The sequence below is a fragment of the Roseovarius carneus genome (assembly GCF_020141465.1).
Classification (GTDB): Bacteria; Pseudomonadota; Alphaproteobacteria; order Rhodobacterales; family Rhodobacteraceae; genus Roseovarius; species Roseovarius carneus.
Map to the genome: position 1 here is coordinate 1492703 of NZ_JAHSPD010000001.1, position 17430 is coordinate 1510132.

At 62.1% G+C, this 17430-nt stretch carries 15 protein-coding genes; 8 read left to right on the forward strand and 7 right to left on the reverse strand.

Annotated elements, in window-relative coordinates; all coding sequences use genetic code 11:
* Positions 1-26: 26 nt before the first annotated feature.
* The 4 genes from KUD11_RS07505 to KUD11_RS07520 all read left to right on the forward strand — a co-directional run bounded on the left by KUD11_RS07505 (position 27) and on the right by KUD11_RS07520 (position 6765).
* Complete coding sequence (locus KUD11_RS07505; RefSeq protein WP_109385259.1) at positions 27-2471, forward strand: GcvT family protein; 2445 nt, start codon at positions 27-29, stop codon at positions 2469-2471.
* Positions 2472-2578: 107 nt separating this feature from the next.
* Positions 2579-3475: a homocysteine S-methyltransferase family protein gene (locus KUD11_RS07510; RefSeq protein ID WP_109385258.1), complete on the forward strand. Its 897-nt coding sequence runs from the start codon at positions 2579-2581 to the stop codon at positions 3473-3475.
* A 39-nt stretch (positions 3476-3514) separates the two neighbouring features.
* Complete coding sequence (locus KUD11_RS07515) at positions 3515-5962, forward strand: GcvT family protein (RefSeq protein ID WP_109385257.1); 2448 nt, start codon at positions 3515-3517, stop codon at positions 5960-5962.
* Between the two features lie 158 nt (positions 5963-6120).
* Positions 6121-6765: an RluA family pseudouridine synthase gene (locus KUD11_RS07520; protein ID WP_109385256.1), complete on the forward strand. Its 645-nt coding sequence runs from the start codon at positions 6121-6123 to the stop codon at positions 6763-6765.
* Positions 6766-6783: 18 nt separating this feature from the next.
* On the opposite strand, the gene KUD11_RS07525 is transcribed toward KUD11_RS07520, so the two are convergent.
* Positions 6784-7827, reverse strand: a complete 1044-nt coding sequence (locus KUD11_RS07525) for a serine/threonine protein kinase (protein WP_109385255.1) — start codon at positions 7825-7827, stop codon at positions 6784-6786.
* A 132-nt stretch (positions 7828-7959) separates the two neighbouring features.
* Entirely contained in the window at positions 7960-9402 is a 1443-nt protein-coding gene (locus KUD11_RS07530; RefSeq protein ID WP_109385254.1) for an aldehyde dehydrogenase family protein, read from the reverse strand.
* Between the two features lie 164 nt (positions 9403-9566).
* Between KUD11_RS07530 and KUD11_RS07535 the strand changes: the two genes are divergently transcribed.
* Positions 9567-10223, forward strand: coding sequence for a peroxiredoxin (locus tag KUD11_RS07535; protein WP_109385253.1), 657 nt, complete (start codon positions 9567-9569; stop codon positions 10221-10223).
* Between the two features lie 271 nt (positions 10224-10494).
* On the opposite strand, the gene KUD11_RS07540 is transcribed toward KUD11_RS07535, so the two are convergent.
* The 5 genes from KUD11_RS07540 to tsaD form a co-directional block, all read right to left on the reverse strand.
* The gene (locus tag KUD11_RS07540; protein ID WP_219930175.1) at positions 10495-10977 is read right to left on the reverse strand and encodes a hypothetical protein; all 483 of its coding nucleotides are present in this window, start codon (positions 10975-10977) and stop codon (positions 10495-10497) included.
* An 89-nt stretch (positions 10978-11066) separates the two neighbouring features.
* Positions 11067-11489 carry an EVE domain-containing protein gene (locus KUD11_RS07545; protein ID WP_109385252.1) on the reverse strand — a complete coding sequence of 141 codons (423 nt, stop codon included), beginning with the start codon at positions 11487-11489 and terminating at the stop codon, positions 11067-11069.
* 5 nt (positions 11490-11494) lie between these two features.
* On the reverse strand, positions 11495-11764 hold the full coding sequence (locus KUD11_RS07550; protein ID WP_109385251.1) for a YciI family protein: 270 nt from the start codon (positions 11762-11764) through the stop codon (positions 11495-11497).
* Positions 11758-12720, reverse strand: coding sequence for an NAD(P)H-dependent glycerol-3-phosphate dehydrogenase (locus KUD11_RS07555; RefSeq protein ID WP_109385250.1), 963 nt, complete (start codon positions 12718-12720; stop codon positions 11758-11760). The genes KUD11_RS07550 and KUD11_RS07555 overlap by 7 nt, the downstream gene beginning before the upstream one ends.
* Complete coding sequence (gene tsaD / locus KUD11_RS07560; RefSeq protein ID WP_109385249.1) at positions 12717-13796, reverse strand: tRNA (adenosine(37)-N6)-threonylcarbamoyltransferase complex transferase subunit TsaD; 1080 nt, start codon at positions 13794-13796, stop codon at positions 12717-12719. The genes KUD11_RS07555 and tsaD overlap by 4 nt, the downstream gene beginning before the upstream one ends.
* Positions 13797-13868: 72 nt before the next feature.
* On the opposite strand from tsaD, the gene KUD11_RS07565 reads away from it, so the two are divergent.
* Genes KUD11_RS07565 through KUD11_RS07575 form a run of 3 tightly spaced genes read left to right on the forward strand, consistent with a single transcriptional unit; the run spans position 13869 to position 17404 of the window.
* Positions 13869-14597, forward strand: a complete 729-nt coding sequence (locus KUD11_RS07565) for a uroporphyrinogen-III synthase (protein ID WP_109385248.1) — start codon at positions 13869-13871, stop codon at positions 14595-14597.
* Positions 14598-14644: 47 nt separating this feature from the next.
* Complete coding sequence (locus KUD11_RS07570) at positions 14645-15892, forward strand: COG4223 family protein (RefSeq protein ID WP_146190844.1); 1248 nt, start codon at positions 14645-14647, stop codon at positions 15890-15892.
* Positions 15893-15910: 18 nt separating this feature from the next.
* A complete protein-coding gene (locus tag KUD11_RS07575) occupies positions 15911-17404 on the forward strand; it encodes a heme biosynthesis protein HemY (protein WP_109385246.1) in 1494 nt (497 codons plus the stop codon).
* The last annotated feature ends 26 nt before the right edge of the window (positions 17405-17430 follow it).

Here is a 17430-nt window from a genome sequence, read left to right on the forward strand (position 1 = left end):
ATCCCGATCCAACGGAGACCCAAACCATGAGTGATTTCCCCACCACAGCCCGCGTTGTCGTCATCGGCGGCGGCGTTGTCGGCGCCTCGACGCTCTATCATCTCGCCAAGGGGGGCTGGTCCGATTGTGTCCTTCTGGAGAAAAATGAGCTGACGGCGGGCTCTACATGGCATGCGGCGGGCAATTGTCCGAGCTTCTCCACCTCTTGGGCCGTGATGAATATGCAGCGCTATTCGCTCGACCTTTACTCGCGGCTGGAGACGGAGGTGGATTACCCGATGAACTACCACGTTACCGGCTCCGTGCGGCTGGCCCATAGCAAGGAACGGATGCAGGAATTTGAGCGCGCCCGCTCGATGGGCGCGCATCAGGGTCTGGAGCTTAGCCTCATGTCGCTGGACGATATAAAGGCGAAGTATCCGTTTATTGAGACCCATGATCTGGAAGGCGCGCTCTGGGACCCCGCCGATGGCGATATTGACCCCGCGCAGCTCACCCAAGCGCTGGCCAAGGGCGCGCGGCAGATGGGCGCGCGGATCGAGCGGTTTTGCCCCGCCACAGGCGTCAGCCGCGAGGGGGATGAATGGATCGTGCATACCCACAAGGGCGATATCCGCTGTGAAAAGGTGGTGAACGCCGCTGGATATTATGCGCAGCGGGTGGGCGAATGGTTCAAACCTTACGGCGGGCGCACCGTGCCGATGGTCACGATGAGCCATCAGTATTTCCTGACCGAGGAAATCCCCGCGCTTGCCGAATGGACCGCCGCCCAAGGCCACAAGGTTCCGCTTCTGCGTGATGTGGACAGCTCTTACTACCTGCGTCAGGACAAGAATGGCCTCAACCTTGGCCCGTATGAGCGTAACTGCAAGGCCCATTGGGTCACGCCCGACGATCCCATGCCCGAGGATTTCAGCTTTCAGCTTTACCCCGACGATCTGGAGCGGCTTGAATGGTATATCGAAGACGCCATGGCCCGCGTGCCGATCTTGGGCGAGGCGGGCGTGGGGCGTGTGATCAACGGACCGATCCCTTACGCGCCCGATGGGCTGCCGCTGGTCGGCCCTATGCCCGGTGTGCCCAACGCGTTTGAGGCCTGCGTCTTCACCTTTGGCATCACCCAAGGCGGCGGGGCGGGCAAAGTGGCCGCCGAATGGATCATGCATGGCGAAACCGAGCATGACATGTGGGCCGTCGATCCGCGCCGCTTCACCGATTACACGGACCAAGACCATTGCCACGCCAAGGCGATGGAGGTTTATGGCCACGAATATGCCATGCACTTCCCTCGCCACGAATGGCCCGCAGGGCGTGACAAGAAGCTCAGCCCAAATGACGCGAAGCTGCGCGAACTGGGCGCTGTGATGGGCGCTTATAACGGGTGGGAGCGGGCCAATTGGTTCGCGCATCCCGGTGATGACACGTCCGAGGAGGCGACGCATACATGGGCGCGCAAAGGCCCGTGGGAGCAGCGCATCCGCGAGGAGTGCGAAGCGGTGCGCGACGCGTGTGGCGTGCTGGACCTGCCGGGCTTTTCGCGCTTTTGGATCACCGGGGCAGGTGCGGATGAATGGCTGCGCGGCTTTGTGACGGGGGCGCTGCCCAAGATTGGGCGGATGAACCTTGTCTACGTTTCTGACAAAAGGGGGCGTATCTTGACCGAGCTTTCGTGCATCAGGCTTGCGGAGGATAGCTTCGTTCTGATCACTGCCGCCACCGCGCAATGGCATGACGGCGATCTGATCCGTGGGTCCGTGCCCGAAGGTGTGAACGTCAACGAGACCACGACCGAGCGCACTGCGCTTATCGTCACTGGGCCGACCGCGCGCAAGGTGCTTGGACCGCTCACCGATGCGGATCTCAGCCTTGGCTGGCTCAGCCATCAACACGTTACTGTGGCGGGTAAAAAGGCGTTCCTCGTGCGGGTGTCTTTCGCAGGAGAGCTTGGCTGGGAGGTTCATGCGACCATGGAAGACATGCCCGCCATCTACGCCGCGATCCTTGATGCGGGGGCGAAACCCTTTGGCATGTATGCACTCAATTCCTTGCGGATCGAAAAGGGCTATCGCGCGTGGAAGGGCGATCTTTCAACTGATTACAGCCTGCTTGAAGGCGGCCTTGAGCGGTTCATCAAGTTCGACAAACCCCAGGAGTTTATTGGCAAGGCGGCACTGCAATCCGAAAAGCAGCAAGGCAGCAAAAAACGCTTTGTGCAGCTGATTGTGGAGGCGGGCGACGCGGATGCGCCCTATATGTCCACGCTCTGGCACAATGGCGAGGTGGTGGGCGAGACCACGTCTGGCGATTGGGGCTACCGCGTTGGGGCCTCTATCGCGCTGGGCATGGTGCGGACCGATCTGGCCGCGCCGGGCACCGAGCTTGAGGTAGAGATTTATGGCCACCGCCACCGCGCCACGGTGCAGACCGATGCACCGCTCTGGGATCCGCAGAACGAACGGCTGCGCGCCTGACACCTTCCCTGCGCCTCTCTGTTTTGGGGGGCCAGGTTCACACATCCCCGCGTCTTTGGCGGGACATCGGGGCGCTTGCCGCCTTTGCAATTAGGAAAGACCACGCAATGACCGATATCACACTTCTTGACGGCTCCATCGGGCAGGAGATCGTCAAACGCTCGGGCGACCGGGCCACGCATTTGTGGTCCACCGCTGTGATGATGGAAAAGCCCGATGTGGTGGGGGATGTGCACGCCGATTATTACCGCGTCGGTGCGACCATCGCCACGACCAACACCTATGCGGTGCACCGGGATCGCCTAATCAAGGTGGGGCTGGAGGATAAGGTGCCTGAGCTTGTCGACACCGCGCTGGTGCAGGCTGCGCGCGCGCGCGCGGCGCATGGCAGAGGCCGGATTGCCGGGGCGCTTGGCCCGCTGGGTGGCTCTTATCGCCCCGATATCTCCCCCAGTGTTGAGGTCGCAGCGCCCGTCTTTGCTGAATTGGTGGAGATAATGGGCGCGCGCGTCGATCTGATCCTGATTGAGACGGTGTCGTCGGTGATGCAGGCCCGTGCCACGCTCACGGGTTGTGCGGATGCGACTGTGCCGGTCTGGCTTGGGGTTTCCGTAGACGATGATGACGGCACGATCCTGCGCTCGGGTGAAAGGCTGAGCGAATTGGCCCCGGTGCTTGCGGAGTTCAAACCCGATGCGGTTCTGATCAACTGTTCGCGCCCCGAAGCGGTCAGCATGGGTGTGCCGCATATCGCGGCGCTGGGTCTGCCGTTTGGGGCTTATGCCAACGGGTTCACCCGTATTTCCGAAGGGTTCCTGCAAGACAGCCCCACGGTCGATGCGTTGGAGCAACGGGTCGATCTTGGCCCCGACGCCTATGCCGATTTCGCCATGGGATGGGTCGAAGGTGGTGCGACAATCGTTGGCGGCTGCTGCGAAGTGGGGCCTGAGCACATTGCCGAACTGGCCCGTCGTCTGCGCGCCGCCGGTCACACAATCGTCTGAGGCGCGCGGCGCCCGCTATATTTCTCAGGAGAGACAAGAATGGACCTTCCCACACAGGCTCGCGTGGTCATCATCGGTGGTGGCGTCATCGGCTGCTCGGTCGCCTATCATCTGGCCAAAATGGGCTGGAGCGATGTTGTGCTTTTGGAGCGCAAACAACTCACCTCTGGCACCACATGGCACGCCGCAGGCCTGATCGGACAGCTGCGTGCGTCGTCCAGCATGACCAAGCTCGCGCGCTACTCGGCCGAACTTTTGCGCAAGCTGGAGGAGGAGACGGGCGTCTCGACGGGCTTCCGGCAGGTTGGCTCGGTCTCTGCGGCCCTCACCGATGAGCGGCTGGAGGAGTTGCACCGCCAAGCGGCCATGGCCCGCGCGTTTGGCGTGCCGGTTGAAGAATTGTCGCCCGCTGAGGTCAAGGAGCGTTACCAGCATATCAATATCGAGGGTGTCACGGGCGGTGTCTGGCTGCCCACGGATGGTCAGGCAGACCCGACCAATATCGCGCTGGCATTGGCCAAGGGCGCGCGGGCGCATGGCGCGCGCATTCAAGAGCGGGTGAAAGTGGCGGGGATCGCGCGCAAGGACCGCCGCGTCACGGGCGTGGATTGGATCAGCGATGACGGCAAATCACAGGGCCATATCGCTTGCGACATGATCGTGAACTGCGCGGGCATGTGGGGGCATGAAGTGGGTCGGATGGCGGGCATCAACGTGCCGCTCCATGCGTGCGAGCATTTCTATATCGTGACCGAGGCGATTGAGGGCCTGAGCCAGATGCCCGTGCTGCGCGTGCCGGATGAATGCGCCTATTACAAAGAAGATGCGGGCAAGATGCTCTTGGGCGCGTTTGAGCCTCATTCAAAGCCTTGGGGTATGGATGGCATCCCCGACAGTTTCGAATTTGACCAACTGCCCGAGGATTTCGACCATTTCGAGCCGATCCTTGAAAATGCGTGCAACCGCCTGCCGATGTTGGCCGATGCGGGGATACATACGTTTTTCAACGGCCCTGAAAGTTTCACGCCAGATGACGCCTATCACCTTGGCCTCGCCCCCGAGATGGACAATGTGTGGGTCGCTTGTGGGTTCAATTCCATCGGTATTCAATCGGCGGGTGGGGCGGGTCACGCGCTGAGCCAGTGGATGGAGGCGGGCGAGAAGCCGTTTGACCTCGGCTCGGTCGATATTGCCCGGATGCAGCCCTTTCAGGGCAACAAGCACTACCTTTTCGAGCGCTCCAAGGAGACGCTGGGTCTGCTTTATGCGGATCACTTCCCGTATCGCCAGATGGCCACCGCGCGCGGTATCCGGCGCACGCCGTTCCATCATCACCTGCTGGAACAAGGTGCTGTCATGGGCGAGGCGGGCGGCTGGGAGCGGGCAAACTGGTTTGCCAATGAGGGGCAGAAACGCGAATACGAGTATTCGTGGAAGCGGCAGAACTGGTTTGAGAATTCCGCAGCCGAGCATCACGCGATCCGCAATGGCGTGGGCATGTATGACATGTCTTCCTTCGGCAAGCTGCGGGTGGAAGGGCCAGATTCCGAGGCGTTCCTGAACTATGTGGGTGGCGGCGACTATGCGGTCCCGGTGGGCAAGATCGTCTATACGCAATTCCTGAACTCAATGGGCGGGATTGAGGCGGATGTCACTGTGACGCGCCTGTCAGAGACCGCCTATCTGGTGGTTACGCCGGGGGCGACGCGTCTGGCCGATCAAACATGGATGGAGCGCCACAAGGGCAGTTTCAACGTGGTGATCACGGATGTGACGGCGGGCGAGGGTGTGCTGGCCGTGATGGGACCAAAAGCGCGCGATCTGCTGCAAGCCGTGTCGCCTGCGGATTTCTCCAACGCCGCCAACCCGTTCGGCACGGCGCAGAATATCGAGCTTGGGATGGGCCTCGCGCGGGTGCACCGGGTGACATATGTGGGCGAACTTGGCTGGGAGGTCTATGTGAGCGCGGATATGGCGGGCCATGCGTTTGAGGTGCTGCACGCCGCCGGGCAGGATCATGGGCTGAAACTGTGCGGGATGCATATGATGGACAGCTGCCGGATCGAGAAGGGATTCCGGCATTTTGGGCATGACATCACCTCGGAGGATCATGTGTTGGAGGCGGGGCTTGGCTTTGCGGTGAAGACGGCAAAGCCTGATTTCATGGGCCGTGATGCGGTGCTGCGCAAGAAAGACGAGGGACTGGCGCTGCGTCTGGTGCAGTTCAGGCTGACCGATCCGGAACCGCTTCTCTATCACCATGAGCCAATCCTGCGCGATGGCGAGATCGTGGGCTATATCAGCTCCGGCAATTACGGCCACCATTTGGGCGGCGCGATCGGCATGGGCTATGTGCCGTGCAAGGGCGAGAGTGCGGAGGAGGTGCTGGGCTCAAGCTTTGAGATCGACGTGGCGGGGACCCGCGTGAAGGCGGAGGTGTCTCTCAAGCCGATGTATGATCCCAAATCCGAGCGCACCAAAGTTTGATCCGGGTGGTTTGATCCCAATGAGCGCGGCCCCCATGCGGGTATCGCGCGCCAGTTTCAGGGATGTGGTGCGGGCGTTCTGGACGTCGGCCTTGAAGGCTGAGCACTTGGCAGAGGAAAGCACGTGTGGCGGTGCTTCGGCTTTGCTATAGGGCGGGCATGACAGAGTATTGCCCGCCCGACACGCCGCTTGATGTGCTCCATGCCGACCACGAGATAGTGATCGTGAACAAGCCTGCCGGGCTTTTATCCGTGCCTGGCAAAGGGCCAGAGCTTGCTGATTGCCTGCAAGCGCGGGTGGTTGAGGCCTTTCCGATGGCGCTTTTGGTGCATCGTCTGGACCGCGATACCTCGGGTGTGATGGTGTTCGCGGTAAGCCCTCATGCGCAGCGCCATCTCGGGCTGCAATTTGAGAAACGGTATGTGAAGAAGACCTATGTGGCGCGGGTTGAGGGGCATCTGGAGCCGAAACTTGGCGAGGTTGACCTGCCGCTGATCGTGGATTGGCCCAACCGGCCCCGGCAGATGGTGTGTCATGAAACAGGCAAGGCGGCGCTGACTGAATACAAGGTTTTGAAGGCGGGCGGAGGTGAAAGCCGGGTGCGTCTTAGCCCGCATACGGGGCGGACGCATCAGCTTCGGGTGCATATGCTGGCGCTGGGCCATCCGATATTGGGCGATCCGTTTTACGCCAGCGGGGCCGCGCTGGAGCATCCGCGCATGATGCTCCATTCCGAGGAATTGCGCCTGCGCCACCCAGATGGCGGGCGGGGCATGAAATTTCGCAGCAAGGCGGAGTTTTAAAGCGTTTCGCGAAACGCTTTAGGCGCGCAGCACCCGGTCCGTGAGGTTCAGCCGGTTTGCGATCAGCGGCTTCAGGACGGGGGCGAGCGTGGGATCGGCGGCGCTTAGCTCGGCCAACTCGTCAAGGCGATTGGCGGCAATGAGGCTGAGGATATCCATACGCGCCGACCCATCCGCATGGCGCGGCAAGGTAGCGGTAGGCTGGATCAGTTCGGGTGCCGTTTTGAGGGATGCGGTGAGCTGTTCAGCGCCGAGACTGGTCTCAACAAACGCATAGAGGCCTACGCCCTTAGCAGGCAGGGCGTAGGTGCACATTGCCACGTCCGTGACTTCGGGATGCGCCATAAGCGCGGCTGTGATCAAAGGGCCATCGCGCTCAATCCGGTCCTCTGTGCCCTCGCCATCGGACCAGTTCATCAGACGGCGGGTGATAAAGTTATAGGCCCGCTTTCCGGTTGCCATCCAGAGGCGTGTAGGCAGGGCCTTGCGCGCAAGCATGTTATGCTCCGCAGGCGTCAGAAGATGTGGCGCGTAGGCGCGCTTTTGCTTCAGCAGGTGGCGCAGATCTTCGCGCGCCATGGTGCGAAAGAGCGCGCCCCGGCGGCGATGGACCGAGGCCAACTGAAAGTCGATCACGGCGGCGCGGCCTTCGGGGGTGCGCAGCCAGTTTTGCGGCTTGGCAATGTCGTTATGTGTGACACCTGCGCGGCGCATCTCGCGCAGAAGGCGCTTGGCGTCTTTGTACCACGCGGCATCATCCGGCTTGGCCAGTTGCAGGGGCGTGCCGCGCGTCCAGCTGCGCAAAAGCCCCGTTCGGTCAACGCGGATGAGCAGGGGGCAACCCTCAATCCCTTCTACCGCGCGCAAACCTTTGATTTCCTTGCGTGCGAGCGCCCATGCGATTGGCTTGGCATAAAGCGGCACTGTATCGAGCTTGCGCAGCACAACAGGGAAATCCGGCATATCTTTGAGGGTGCCCGAGACCGTCTCGGAAAAGATATCGCGTTTGTGCACTGTCTCGCCCTCAAACGGGGCGTGGGCGATATCTGGGGGTGTGCTCATAGGCCCGCTATAGAGGGTTTTGGGCGGGGCGGAAAGATAGGGAGGCGTGCGGGGTGATTAAGGCAAAACCCGTGGGCCTTGATCACGCCGCAGGAGCGGCGGCGCAGCAATGCCGCGCCGCCATTCAGTGCTTTAGGCGCCGGGGGTGTAGCCGGACACGGATTTGACTTCGAGGAAATCCTCGATGCCCCAAGTGCCGCCTTCGCGGCCATTGCCCGATTGCTTCATACCGCCGAAGGGGGCCGCTGCACCACGGTCCTGGCCGTTGATCTCGACCATCCCGGCGCGCAAGGCGCGTGCGAGACGGTTGGCGCGTGCCGGGTCTTGCGTCTGGGCGTAGTTTGTCAGGCCATAGACCGTGTCATTGGCCATCGCGATACCCTCTTCTTCGGTATCAAAAGCCATGATCGACAGCACGGGTCCGAAGATCTCCTCGCGCGCTATGGTCATGTCAGGCGTCACATCGGCAAACACCGTGGGCCGCACGTAGAAGCCGCGGTTCATGCCTTCGGGCCGGCCCGTGCCGCCCGCGACAAGGCGTGCGCCCTCGTCAATGCCCTTTTGGATCAGGTCTTGGATCTTGCCAAACTGTACTTCGTTGACCACGGGGCCAATGTGGCGGCCATTCTCGCTTGCGGGGCCCACTTTGATGCTGTTGGCCACTTCCGCCGCCGTCTCAACCGCTTGGTCATAGACCCCGCGCTGCACGATCATCCGGGTGGGCGCGTTGCACGACTGTCCCGAATTGTTCATGCAGTGCAGCACACCGCGCTTCACGGCTTTCTCGTCTGCATCGTCAAAGATCAGGTTCGCGCCTTTCCCGCCAAGCTCAAGGCTGACGCGTTTGAGCGTATCGGCGGCGGCCTTCGAGATCAGCTTGCCCGCGCGCGACGAGCCTGTGAAGCTGATCATGTCGACATCCGCGTGGGTGCTGAGCTGTGTGCCCACGCCCACACCATCGCCATTCACAAGGTTGAACACGCCAGCGGGGAAGCCCGCCGCCTCCATCATCTCGGCGAAGACGATCGACGAGAGCGGCGATTCCTCTGAGGGTTTCAGCACCATTGTGCAGCCTGCGATTGCGGCGGCCACGACCTTGAGGGTGACCTGATTCATTGGCCAGTTCCATGGCGTGATGAGGCCAACGACGCCAATCGGCTCGTGGAATATCATCGAGCCGGCTGTGTTGGGATCATGCACGTGATCGAACTGAAATTCCTTGGCCGCATCAATGAAGCCGCCGATGTGATAGGCGCCAGCCCCCGTCTGATCCGAGCGGGACATATCAATAGGTGCACCCATCTCAAGGCTGATCGCTTGGGCCATATCTTCGGCGCGGGCCTCGTAGGCTGCCATGAGCTTTTCCGCCAGCGCGATACGATCGGCCACAGGCGTGGCCATCCATGCGGGAAAGGCCGCTTTGGCGGCGGCGACGGCGGCGTCGGTGTCGGCCTGCCCCCCAAGGCTGATGATCGCGCAGGCTTCCTCATTCGAGGGGTTGATCACGTTGTGATCGGTGCCCGCAAGCGGGTTCACCCATGCGCCGTTAATGTAGAATTGACGTTTCTCAATCATGTTTCAATCTCCCATTTTCTCATCCCCGAAAGCATCGCTTTCGATCTTCGAGCGCAGATTGGCACTTGCCGCGTCCGCCCGCAAGCCTCACTGGGGGTGCAAATCAGTGCGCCTCCACTTATCTTGTGGTATGAATCGTCAAACCCAAGGAAGAGGACATTCCAATGGCACTGCGTATCAATGACATTGCACCGGATTTCACCGCCGATACGACCGAAGGCGAGATCAGTTTTCACGACTGGATCGGGGATGGCTATGCGGTCATGTTCTCGCATCCCAAAGACTTCACCCCCGTCTGCACCACCGAATTGGGCATGATGGCGGGCATGGTGCCAGAATTTGCCAAGCGCAACGCCAAGATCATCGGCATCTCTGTCGATCCGGTTGAGGATCACATGCGCTGGAAGGCCGATATCACGACTTATACCGGCAATAACGTGAGCTATCCGATGATCGGCGACACGGAGCTGAAAGTAGCCAAGCTCTATGACATGCTGCCTGCCGCTGCGGGGGATACGTCGCTAGGGCGCACCCCTGCGGACAACGCCACCGTCCGGACAGTGTTCGTGATCGGGCCGGACAAGAAGGTGAAGCTGTCGCTGACTTATCCGATGACCACGGGCCGGAACTTTGACGAGATCCTGCGCGCGCTGGATTCCATCCAGTTGACGGCCAAGCATCAGGTGGCCACGCCAGCCAACTGGAACCACGGCGAGGATGTGATCATCACGGCTGCGGTATCAAACGAGGATGCGAAGGCGCGCTTTGGCGATTACGAGGCCAAGCTGCCCTATCTGCGCACCACGAAGATGCCGACCTGATCCGAGAAAGGGTTTCCCCAATTTGAAGGTTGCAAGCCCCGGCTGCACCGCGTGCCGGGGCTTTTTCATGGCCAAGTCCGCGCGGGTTTGAGACAAATCCTAGCGATCATTTTGTTGAGTGGCGGGGGGGTCTGGGATACCCCTAATCCTGTCGGGCCAGGATGGCCGGAACCTAATATTTGTTGAACACGTGTGGTGCTTTGGGAGCACGTGGGGTGGCGAAGGGTTCTGGCGTGATGGCTGGGACCCTTCGTTTTTTGCGGCTCAGGCTTTAAACGGCTTTTCCGGCGGCCTTATCTGCAAGATTTTGAATATACGCGCTGAACGCGTCATCTTCGCCCTCCAAAAGATCGGGCAGAAGGGCGCGGAAATCGGGCCGCGCGCACCAATCGACCATATCATCCTCCCAAGAGGACCATCGCCGCCGCGCATTCTTGTCCATCGCATCATCGTAGAGAATAATATACGCTTTCTCAAAGAGCGAGACGAGCATCCGAAAGATGATATCCGTGCGCTCGCGCTGCTCCTCGCTGAGCGGGGGCGGGGTGATGCGGCTCATCAAAAGAAGGTCGGCATTCTCCATGACCATGCGCAGAAAAGTGTCGTATTCTTCCGAGAGTTCGCGGTGCAGTTCGCTTTCCTCATTCTTGCGGCGCATCCGCTCTTCGCGGAAGATAATCCAGATCGCCGCAGGAAACCCGAGGATGGTCACAACATAGCTCAGCGCCTCCAGCACTTGCATGAGGTTCCCCATGGCTCAGGGCCTATCACGGTAGTGGGTATGCAGTTTTATGGTCATGACAAATCCCTTTACGCTGCATGAAACTCATTTGGACACCCGGGCTAACTGGCCTTCAGCCCCGCCATTTCGCACAGGATGGCCCATTGCGCGTCGCCCACAGGCTGCACTGACAGGCGCGGGCTTTTGACGAGCGCCATGTCGGCCAGACGCGGGTCCGCCTTGATCTCGGCCAGTGTCACTGGACGTGGTGCGGTCTGGAGCGCCATGATATCGACACAGTCCCATTTTCCGGTGCCATCCGTGCTGTCGGGATGGGCGGTTCGGATGATTTCAACGGTCCCAACAATCGCTTTCTCAGCTTGGCTGTGGTAGAAAAACCCACGGTCTCCAAGCGCCATCTGGCGCATGAAATTGCGCGCTTGGTAGTTGCGCACGCCGTCCCATTCTTCACCTACGTCGCCCTTGTCCAACTGGTCCTGCCAGCTCCATGTGCTGGGTTCGGATTTGAAGAGCCAGTAAGCCATGGGGATCAGATCACCTTGTTCCAGGCGATAAGCTCTACCGAGGCGAACAGCCCCGCATGGGCGTAAGGATCAGCGGCGGCCCAAGCCTCGGCTTCGGCCATATCGGCCACGTCCAGCACCACCAGTGATCCGCACATTTCGCCTGCGGCATCAAGGAGGGGCCCGGCTTGCGTCACGGCTCCGCTGGACTTCAGATAGGCCACATGCTCGGCACGTGTGTCGAGCCGAATTTGCAGGGCGCCGGGCTTGTCCCGGGCGATGAGAGCGATCAGCATTCGTCTTCCTTCAATGGTCTGGAGAGTAGCATATCCATCGCCTCGCCCACACGCAATTGCCCGGTGACAAGGGCGGCTGTGGCAAAGGTGATGGGCATGTCGAGCGAAAGACCCTCGGCCCGTTTGGCCACGGCGCGCGCAGTTGCGGCGCCTTCAACGGTGATGGACGCATCAAAAGCCGCCCCTTGGCCAAGGCTCATGCCATAGCGCAGGTTGCGTGATTGCTGGGAGGTGCAGGTGAGGGCCAGATCGCCGAAGCCCGAGAGACCAGCCAGCGTTTCGGGACGCGCGCCAAGGGCGAGCGCCATGCGCTGCATCTCGGCATATCCGCGTGTCATAAGCGCGGCTCGCGCGCTTTCGCCCAGACCTGCGCCCATCACAACACCACAGGCGATTGCGATGACGTTCTTGAGCGCGCCGCCAAGCTCTACCCCGGTGGTGTCCGTGCTGCCGTAAAGACGTAGGCTTTGTGTGCTCAGCGCATCGCGCAAGGCCCGGCCTGTCTCCACATCGGCGCAGGCCAGCGTCATGGCCGTGGGCAGGCCCACAGCAATATCAGCCGCAAATCCCGGTCCGCTGAGGATGGCGACCTTGGCCTCTGGCAGGGTTTGGGTGATTACGGAAGCGGGGCCTTGCAGCGTGCTCAGTTCCACCCCTTTGCAGCAGGCGACAAGCGTGCGGTGGGAAAGGGCCTCGCCATGCGCCTCCAACACCGTGCGGAGCTGTTGCATCGGCACGGCCAGAAGGATGGCGCCCTCTGGGAACGCCTGCTCGGGGGCGTGAATTTCGAGCGTATCGGGGAAGGGCGCGCCGGGCAGGCGGGTCGCGTTTTCGCGCGCGTGGGCGAGTGTTTGTGCCTGTGTTGCGGTGCGCGGGCGCAGCGCGACGGGACCTTTTTGGGCCAGTGTAATTGCGAGCCCGGTGCCGAACGCGCCTGCGCCCAAGACGGTGATCATGCTTTCGCTCCCTTCTTGCCCGAGCCGAGCATCGCCGGGCTTGCCGCGTCCAGCGGCCAGCGCGGGCGGGCCGCAAGGGTCATGTCGTCGCGCCTCCCCAGAATGTATAACTCGGCACCTGCATAGGCGATCATCGCCGCATTGTCCGTGCAGAGCGCCAAAGGCGGCGAGACAAACACCACGCCCGCCTCCTGCGCCACGCCTTGCAGGCCGTCGCGCAAGCTGGCGTTGGCGGCAACGCCGCCCGCCACGGCCAGAGCGGTGATATCCGGGCACATCGCCAAGGCGCGGCGGGTCTTCTCGGCCAGCACATCGCGCACAGCGGCCTGGAACCCGGCGCAGAGGTCGGCGCGGTCCGACGCTTTGAGCGTACCGTTTGTCATCACGGCGTCACGGGCGCGCAGAACCGCTGTTTTCAACCCCGAGAAGGACATATCGCACCCCGTGCGGTCCATCAGGGGGCGTGGAAAGGCGAAGCGGGTGGGATCACCACGCGCCGCTTCCGCCTCCACCGCCGGGCCGCCTGGCTGTGGCAGGGCCAAGAGGCGCGCAGTCTTGTCAAAGGCCTCACCGGGTGCGTCGTCGATCGTGCCGCCGAGGCGAGTGTAGTCCTCCGGCCCGTCCACGCGCAGGAATTGGCAATGCCCGCCCGACACCAGCAGCATGAGATATGGGTAGGGCACGCCATCAGTGAGGCGCGGGGTGAGCGCGTGGCCGGCCAGATGGTTTACACCTATCAGGGGAAGGCCTGTCCCGGCGGTGAGGCCCTTGGCGCACATCACGCCCGACATCACCCCGCCGATCAGGCCCGGCCCGGCGGTCACGGCGATGCAATCAAGTTGGTGCAGGCCCGTTCCGGCCTCGCGCAGGGCGCGGGCCACGCAAATGTCGAGCTTTTCAGCATGGGCGCGGGCGGCAATCTCGGGGACCACGCCGCCAAAGGGCGCATGAAGGCGGGCTTGGCCCTCGACCACGTTCGACAGGATCTCGGAGCCGCCATATCCCACGCGCAAGACCGCCGCCGCCGTATCATCACAGCTGCTCTCGATTCCCAGCACTGTTACCCTTGCGTTCATCGGCCTGCCCGTTGCGCCATTGCCCTCAGGCAGGTAACACCGAAGGGTGGTGCAAACAACTGCAGAGCGGGTATGGCACATACGATCCTTATCACTCGGCCCGAACCGGGTGGCACGCGGTTTGAGGCGCAGGTGCGCGCGCAATTCAGCGATGTGCGGACGTGTTTGAGCCCAATCCTTGAGATTGTGCCAGAGCCGGACGCTGTGCCTATCCACGGTGTGCGCGGCCTGATCTTCACCTCTCAATACGGGGTGGAGCAGTTTGCAGCGCAGGTCGCGCGGCGCGATTTTCCAGTCTTTGCGGTCGGTGGCGCGACAGGTGTGGTGGCGCGGGCTGCGGGGTTTGGGGATGTTGTGGAGGCCGAGGGCGATGCTGTCTCGCTGGTGGCGAAGATCATCGAGCATGGTGTGCTGGGCCCGCTTTTGCATTTGCGCGGCGGGGTTGCGGCGGGTGATGTGGCGGGTGATCTCACGGCTGCGGGGATCGAGACGCGTGTGGCCATTCTCTATCGGCAGGACGAGGCCGCGCCGACGCCAGAGGCAAAAGCACTTCTGGCGGGGACCGCACCGGTGATTGTGCCGCTCTTTTCGCCGCGCAGTGCGGCGCTTTGGTTTGCGCAATCCAAGCCGCGTGCGCCGTTGGTCATCATCGCGATCAGTGAGGCTGTGGCGCGGGCCGTGCCGGAGGGGGTGGCGCCCATGTTTGTTGCCCACACGCCGGATGCGGAGGCTATGCTCCGTCTCATGCCCGTCGCGATTGCCGCAGCCAAGCGACTTGAGGGTGCAAAAGGGGCGCAGTAAGGTCAAAAATGCGCAGCCGAGCGCAGATTCGGGGAAAGGTGGCAATCGTGGCGAATAAACGGAAATCTTCAAAAGGTGGCGCAGGCCCCACAGAAGAGGCCACGGAGACGGCGGTTGAGGCTGTGGATGCTGTAGAGCCGGTGGACGCGGCGCCTGAGCCTAAGCCTGAGCCGGATGCGAAGTTACCCGAGCCTGAAGATGGGGCCACGCCTGAAACCAGCGAAATGGATGCGGCCAGCACCGACGCGGAGGCCGCTGATCTGGATGCGCCGCAAAGCGTGGAGGCCGATGACAGTCTGACGCCTGAGGCCTCCGCATCGCAGTATGGCGAGTCTGAGTATGACGCGCCTGCCGCCGTGGCACCCGAAAAGCGCGCGAGTGCGATGCCGCTGGTTTTCGGGGGTATTGTCGCAGCGGGCATTGGTTTTGTGGCGGCGTATATCGTTCTGCCGCAGATAGGTCTGCTGGAACAGCCGGGGGCGCGCGATGCTCTGCGCGCTGATCTGGCGGCGCAGGGGGCCGCGATTGAGACGTTGCGTGCCGATCTGGATGCCGCCGGTGAGGTCGACACAGGGCCGCTGGAGCAGGGCCTTGCTGATATTTCCGCGCAGTTGGAAACGGTTGGCGAGGCTATCGCTGCGCAGGATGCGCGGCTTGGTGCCTTGGAAAACCGGCCTGTTGGAACGGGTAGCACTGTCGTCGATGGTGACTTGGCCGCTCTGCAAGCAGCGTTGGACGCGCAGGCCGCCGAGATTGCGGCGCTCAAGAACGAAGAGGCCGACCGCGAGGCTGCGGCCCGTGATAGCGCTGTGGCCACGTTGCGCCGCGCGGCGCTGACGCAGATCCGAACGGCGATGGATACCGGGTCGGGCTTTGAGCCTGCCTTGATCGAATTGGACACAAGCGGTGTCGATGTGCCCGATGCGCTGGCGGCAATCGCGCAGGAGGGGACACCCTCGCTTGGGGCGCTGCAAGAGAGCTTTCCTGCCGCTGCACGCGCAGCCCTTGCCGCCGCACGGGCGGGTGGCGAGACGCAAGAAGGCGGCGGCGTTATGTTCTTCCTGTCGACCCAACTGGGCGCAAGATCTTTGGAGCCGCGCGAGGGGCCGGGCACCGATGCGGTTCTGTCACGGGCTGAGGCCGCGCTGCGCGAGGGCCGCTTGGGCGATGCACTGAGCGAGATTGAGACGCTCCCCGGAGCGCCGTCGGCGCAGATGGACGCATGGGCCGCCGCCGCGAAAACAAGACTTGAGGCCTCCGAGGCCGTATCTGCGCTTGCCGCAGAAGTGAACTGAACCTGAAAGGCACCTCATATGTTGTGGTCCATCATTAAGATCGTCATCTTTTTGGCCCTCGTGGTCGCGGTGACGCTTGGCGCGACTTACCTGCTTGAGCTTGAGGGGGGAGTGCGCATCGCGGCGGCGGGGGTGGAGCTGAACCTGACGCCGCTCATGGCGGTGATCGCGCTGGCGCTTTTGATCCTTGGGGTGTGGCTGCTGCTGAAGTTGGCGTCGCTGTTGATCGCGGTGCTCAAGTTCATCAATGGGGATGACACGGCGATCTCGCGCTATTTTGACCGGAACCGGCAGGAAAAAGGCTATCGCGCGCTGACCGATGGCATGATGGCGCTTGCCTCGGGCGAGGGGAATGTGGCGATGGCCCGCGCGGCCAAGGCGGAGCGGTACCTCAAGAAGCCAGAACTTACCGATTTGGTGACTGCACAGGCCGCCGAAATGATGGGCAATAGCAAGAAGGCCGAAGAGGTCTACAAGCGCCTTTTGCAAAATGACCGGACCCGCTTTGTCGGGGTGCGCGGGATCATGCGCCAAAAGCTGGCTGAGGGTCAAAATGAGACCGCGTTGAAACTGGCTGAGACGGCCCACGGGCTCAAACCTGCCCATGGCGAGGTTCAGGACACGCTTTTGCAGCTTCAGACCAAGGCTGAGGATTGGGCTGGTGCGCGCAAGACGCTGAATGCCAAGTTGAAACACGGGACATTGCCGCGTGATGTGCACAAGCGGCGCGAGGCGGTTCTGGCCCTGTCAGAGGCGCGTGAGATTGCCGAAGAGGGCAAGGATATCGAGGCGCGCGAAGCAGCTATCGAGGCCAACCGTTTGTCGCCGCATCTGATCCCCGCCGCCGTTTTGGCGGCGCGCAGTTATCTGGCGCAAGGCTCGCCTCGGTATGCATCGCGGGTGATCCTGAAGGCGTGGCAGGCGCAGCCGCATCCCGATCTGGCCGCCGCCTTTGCCGAGATTGCCCCGGATGAGAGCCCGAAGGCCCGTATCAAACGGTTTGGCAAGCTTCTCAAGGCACATGCGGGCCACCGAGAGGCGCGGCTTCTGGAGGCGGAATTGCATCTGGCCAACGAAGATTTTCCTGCCGCGCGCCGGGCGCTGGGGGATTTGCATGAGACGGATGCCGATGCCCGCGTTCTGACGTTGATGGCCGCGACGGAGCGAGGCGAGGGTGCGTCGGATGTGGTGGTCAAAGGCTGGCTTGCCCGCGCGCTGGGTGCGCCGCGTGGCCCGCAGTGGATTTGCGGGAATTGCCAACATATCCATTCTGAATGGGCCCCCACCTGCGATCATTGTGAGAGTTTTGATACGCTGGAATGGAAGACGCCGCCTGCCTCGGATGTGACCACGTCCACAGGCTTTGCGATGTTGCCGCTGATCGTGGGCAGCATCGAAGACTATGCAACAGAGCCGGAGCCTGAAGATGTGGCGGATGTTGTGGAGGCAGAGGTGATCGACGCGTCCGGGGACGATGCCGATACACCCAAGGAAGATGCGCCCAAACAGTGAAGCGAAGCGTTAGGGGCCTCTAAAAC

What these genes read in the sequence shown, in the direction of transcription:
- KUD11_RS07505 (WP_109385259.1), top strand. Translation starts at nt 27, where the DNA reads ATGAGTGATTTCCCCACCACAGCCCGCGTTGTCGTCATCGGCGGCGGC.
- KUD11_RS07510 (WP_109385258.1), top strand. Translation starts at nt 2,579, where the DNA reads ATGACCGATATCACACTTCTTGACGGCTCCATCGGGCAGGAGATCGTC.
- KUD11_RS07515 (WP_109385257.1), top strand. Translation starts at nt 3,515, where the DNA reads ATGGACCTTCCCACACAGGCTCGCGTGGTCATCATCGGTGGTGGCGTC.
- KUD11_RS07520 (WP_109385256.1), top strand. Translation starts at nt 6,121, where the DNA reads ATGACAGAGTATTGCCCGCCCGACACGCCGCTTGATGTGCTCCATGCC.
- KUD11_RS07525 (WP_109385255.1), bottom strand. Translation starts at nt 7,827, where the DNA reads ATGAGCACACCCCCAGATATCGCCCACGCCCCGTTTGAGGGCGAGACA.
- KUD11_RS07530 (WP_109385254.1), bottom strand. Translation starts at nt 9,402, where the DNA reads ATGATTGAGAAACGTCAATTCTACATTAACGGCGCATGGGTGAACCCG.
- KUD11_RS07535 (WP_109385253.1), top strand. Translation starts at nt 9,567, where the DNA reads ATGGCACTGCGTATCAATGACATTGCACCGGATTTCACCGCCGATACG.
- KUD11_RS07540 (WP_219930175.1), bottom strand. Translation starts at nt 10,977, where the DNA reads ATGGGGAACCTCATGCAAGTGCTGGAGGCGCTGAGCTATGTTGTGACC.
- KUD11_RS07545 (WP_109385252.1), bottom strand. Translation starts at nt 11,489, where the DNA reads ATGGCTTACTGGCTCTTCAAATCCGAACCCAGCACATGGAGCTGGCAG.
- KUD11_RS07550 (WP_109385251.1), bottom strand. Translation starts at nt 11,764, where the DNA reads ATGCTGATCGCTCTCATCGCCCGGGACAAGCCCGGCGCCCTGCAAATT.
- KUD11_RS07555 (WP_109385250.1), bottom strand. Translation starts at nt 12,720, where the DNA reads ATGATCACCGTCTTGGGCGCAGGCGCGTTCGGCACCGGGCTCGCAATT.
- tsaD (WP_109385249.1), bottom strand. Translation starts at nt 13,796, where the DNA reads ATGAACGCAAGGGTAACAGTGCTGGGAATCGAGAGCAGCTGTGATGAT.
- KUD11_RS07565 (WP_109385248.1), top strand. Translation starts at nt 13,869, where the DNA reads ATGGCACATACGATCCTTATCACTCGGCCCGAACCGGGTGGCACGCGG.
- KUD11_RS07575 (WP_109385246.1), top strand. Translation starts at nt 15,911, where the DNA reads ATGTTGTGGTCCATCATTAAGATCGTCATCTTTTTGGCCCTCGTGGTC.